Genomic DNA, 3,095 nt, shown 5'->3' with positions numbered 1-3,095 from the left:
ACCTGCCCGGCGAGCGCAGCCTGTGCAACAGCGCCGCCACGCTGCGCCACGCGCTGCGGCTGCGCCTGGGCGACGGCGGCGGGGCGCTGTGGCTGGGGGCGCTGGCCGCGTGGCGCCAGCGTGCCCTGTCCTGAGAAAAAAAGCGGGCTTTCCGCAGAAAGCCCGTCCCAAGGAGCGTTTTTGGAGAGATCGGGCGGCCCGTCACCGCCCGTGTGCGGACAGGGCCGCGATCAGAAGTCGTGGCGCATGCCGAAGGCGACCAGGCGCTCGTCCTTGGTCTTGGCCCCGACGTTGTTCTTCACCACCACGTCGCGGTAGCCGGCGTACAGGCGCGTGCGCTTGGACAGGGCATAGGTGGCGCCGAGGGCGAAGCCGCTGGCCTTGCCGTTCTTGGCGCCGCCGGCCGAGTCCTTGGTCTTGCTGTAGGCATAGCCGCCGGAGAAGGCCCAGGCCCCGACCGGCACGGTCACGCCCAGCGCGTATTCGCTGTCGTCGCCGTTGGCGGCGCTGCCCTTGCGCTGGTTGTATGCGCCCGATACCGAGAAGCTGCCGAAGTCATACATCGCGGCCAGCGCGGTGTACTTGTCGGATTTGTCCTTCTCGTTTTGGTGGGCCAGAGCGACCTCGAATTCCTTTTGCTTGTAGCCGGCCTTGAAGGCGTACTTGTCCTGGGAGACGCCGGCCTTCTCGTCCAGCGAGACGTCGATGCCCGCGTAGAAGCCGCCCATGTTGGGGCTGTAGTAGCTGATCTTGTTGTCGAAGCGCGAGGCATAGTCGCCGCCCGACTTGAAGACCCCGTTGCTGGACGCGGTGAAAGCCGAGTCGAACACATCACGGCTTTCTCCCAGGGCACGCACGTCGTGGTAGACGGTCCTGCTGCGGCCGAGTTTGACCTCGCCAAAGCCACCCATCAAGGACAGACTGGATTCACCCTTGAAGTACGGATCCTGCGAGGCACCGGTGTCGGGGTTGAAGCGGTTCTCCAGTTGGAACCCCGCCTTGAGGCCGCCACCCAGGTCCTCGGTGCCGCGCAGGCCCCAGCGCGAGGTGGTCAGACCGCCCTCGCCGCCCTGGAACATCTGGGTGGTGGAGGTGTTCTTGACCTTGTCCTTGAGGTTGCCCACCGACAGGTCCACGCGACCGTACAGCGTGACGTTGGATTGGGCCAGGGCGGCCCCGGTGGCCATCAGGGCGGCCAGGGCGATCAGGGATTTTTTCGGGTAAGCGGATTAAATGGTTGATCTTACCTTTGCATGAGAGTGAGACAGACCGGCATCTCATCGGATTATCTGGTTGATGCTTCACCTACTGCTGGTGCATGTTTCCTTCGCTAATTCCAGCAAGAACCCCACACGCCTCAACTTCCCGGTCATCGTTGCAACTCGCTCTCAGTGAAACGAGTTGTTTCTCAAGCGCTTGCAGAGCGGTTATCTGCGACCGCACATGAGAGATGTGATCATCGAGCAAGGCGTTGACGGCGGTACAAGGCTGATGAGGGTCGTCCTGATAGCTCTGTAGTTCGTGAATCTCAGCCAGTGACAGGCCCAGGATTCTGCAGCGACGGATGAAGGCCAGCCCCTCACCATGCTTCTCGGTATAGACACGGTAACCGTTGTCCTGCCGATCAGGCGGCGGCAACAAGCCCTGCTGTTCATAGAAGCGGATCGTCTGTGTTTCGACCCCTACCAACTGCGCCAACTGACCAATGCGCATCAGCCTCCTCCCCAACGGATTCTTTACTCTATCAGGCCGTTGAAAAAGTGGGCATCGAACGCATCAGGGACGCTGTTTTCGAAGAAACGAGTGGCCCAGACGCGTCTGCGCAGCGATTGCACCGGCCAATCTGGCCTGTTTGCAGGCCATCTCGCCCATTTCGGGCGCACGTATCCCCGGGCTCACGCATGATGCGCGTCCCACCAGCCGCCGATGCTGCCCATGCGCACCAGGTTGTAGGTGGCAAAGCACAGCAGCGCCTGACCCGTGAGCTTGGCCTGACCGATGAGCTTGGTCTTGGCCAGACCACCCACGGTCTTGATCCAGCCAAAGGCCTCCTCAATGCGCTTGCGCACCTTCTGACTGGTCTTGTAGCCCTCGTGTCGGGTGATCCGGGCATCCACCGCCGAGTGCTTGTCCTTGGCCGCTACGTGCGGCGTGACCTTGAGCTTTCGGCAGCCCTTGATGAAGGCCTTGCTGTCGTAGCCCTTGTCGGCCCCGACCGTAGCCCGCTTGTTCTTGTTGTCCCGACGCTTCAACATGGCCAGCGCCGCCTCGCGCTCGGCGGTGCCGCTGGCATGGGTGATCTCCACGTCCACGATCAACCCGTTGCGGTTTTCCATCAGGATGTGGCCCATGTGGCACAGGCGGGACTTGTCGCCCTGGCTCTTCTTGAACAGGCGGGCATCGGCGTCCGTGGTGCTGGCGTGGGTGTCGTTGCAGCGCTCCTGCCCTTTGAAGTCCACCTCGGGGTTGCGCCCGGGCGGGCTGGCGCTGTCGTCGTCCCGGCGCTTGAAGCTCAAGGGCTCCGCCCAGGCCTCGATCAGCGTGCCGTCCACGCTGAAGTGTTCGTCGCTGGTCAACTTCGCCCAATCGGCGGTGTGCTTGACCCGCTCGAAGAAGGCGCGGGCCAAGTCTTCGTTGAAGAGCCGCTCGCGGTTGGCGCTGAAGGTGGAGTGGTCCCAGACCTTGTCCTCGATGTTCAGGCCCACGAACCAGCGGTACAGCAGGTTGTAGTTGACCGCTTCGACCAACTGGCGCTCGCTGCGGATGGAGAACAGGATCTGCAGCAGCAGGGCCTTGAGCAGCATCTCCGGCGGCACCGAGGGGCGGCCCCGGCGGGCGTACACCGCGTCGAACTCGCGGTTCATCGTCGCCAGCAGCGCATCGACCACGGCGCGCAGTTTGCGCAGCGGGTGTGTCTGCGGCACGCGCTCTTCAAGGCTGATGTAGCTGAACATCGCCCCCTGGAAGTCGGCGCGCGTCAAGCTACTTGTCGCCTCTGTCACGCAGCAATCGGCTGAATGTCTCCTCGGCTCACAGCCGTTGTGACCACAGAGTCGCGTTCAGGGTTGAGGGTAACGGCCCGGATGTGCGACCAG

At 63.2% G+C, this 3,095-nt stretch carries 3 protein-coding genes; all 3 read right to left on the bottom strand.

Annotation, left to right across the window (positions count from 1 at the left end):
* Positions 1-230 precede the first annotated feature (230 nt).
* The 3 genes from Taqua_RS12790 to Taqua_RS12775 all read right to left on the bottom strand — a co-directional run bounded on the left by Taqua_RS12790 (position 231) and on the right by Taqua_RS12775 (position 2,954).
* Positions 231-1,190 carry a porin gene (locus Taqua_RS12790; protein WP_425472600.1) on the bottom strand — a complete coding sequence of 320 codons (960 nt, stop codon included), beginning with the start codon at positions 1,188-1,190 and terminating at the stop codon, positions 231-233.
* A 115-nt stretch (positions 1,191-1,305) separates the two neighbouring features.
* Positions 1,306-1,713, bottom strand: a complete 408-nt coding sequence (gene cadR, locus Taqua_RS12785) for a Cd(II)/Pb(II)-responsive transcriptional regulator (RefSeq protein WP_004364961.1) — start codon at positions 1,711-1,713, stop codon at positions 1,306-1,308.
* Between the two features lie 182 nt (positions 1,714-1,895).
* Positions 1,896-2,954 (bottom strand): IS5 family transposase, encoded by a 1,059-nt coding sequence (locus tag Taqua_RS12775; protein ID WP_144326961.1) that lies wholly within the window; start codon positions 2,952-2,954, stop codon positions 1,896-1,898.
* Between the last annotated feature and the right edge of the window lie 141 nt (positions 2,955-3,095).

The organism is Tepidimonas aquatica (genome assembly GCF_007556585.1).
Lineage (GTDB): Bacteria > Pseudomonadota > Gammaproteobacteria > Burkholderiales > Burkholderiaceae_C > Tepidimonas > Tepidimonas aquatica.
This window is presented reverse-complemented; position numbering and strand designations above follow the sequence as displayed.

What these genes read in the sequence shown, in the direction of transcription:
- cadR (WP_004364961.1), bottom strand. Translation starts at nt 1,713, where the DNA reads ATGCGCATTGGTCAGTTGGCGCAGTTGGTAGGGGTCGAAACACAGACG.
- Taqua_RS12775 (WP_144326961.1), bottom strand. Translation starts at nt 2,954, where the DNA reads ATGTTCAGCTACATCAGCCTTGAAGAGCGCGTGCCGCAGACACACCCG.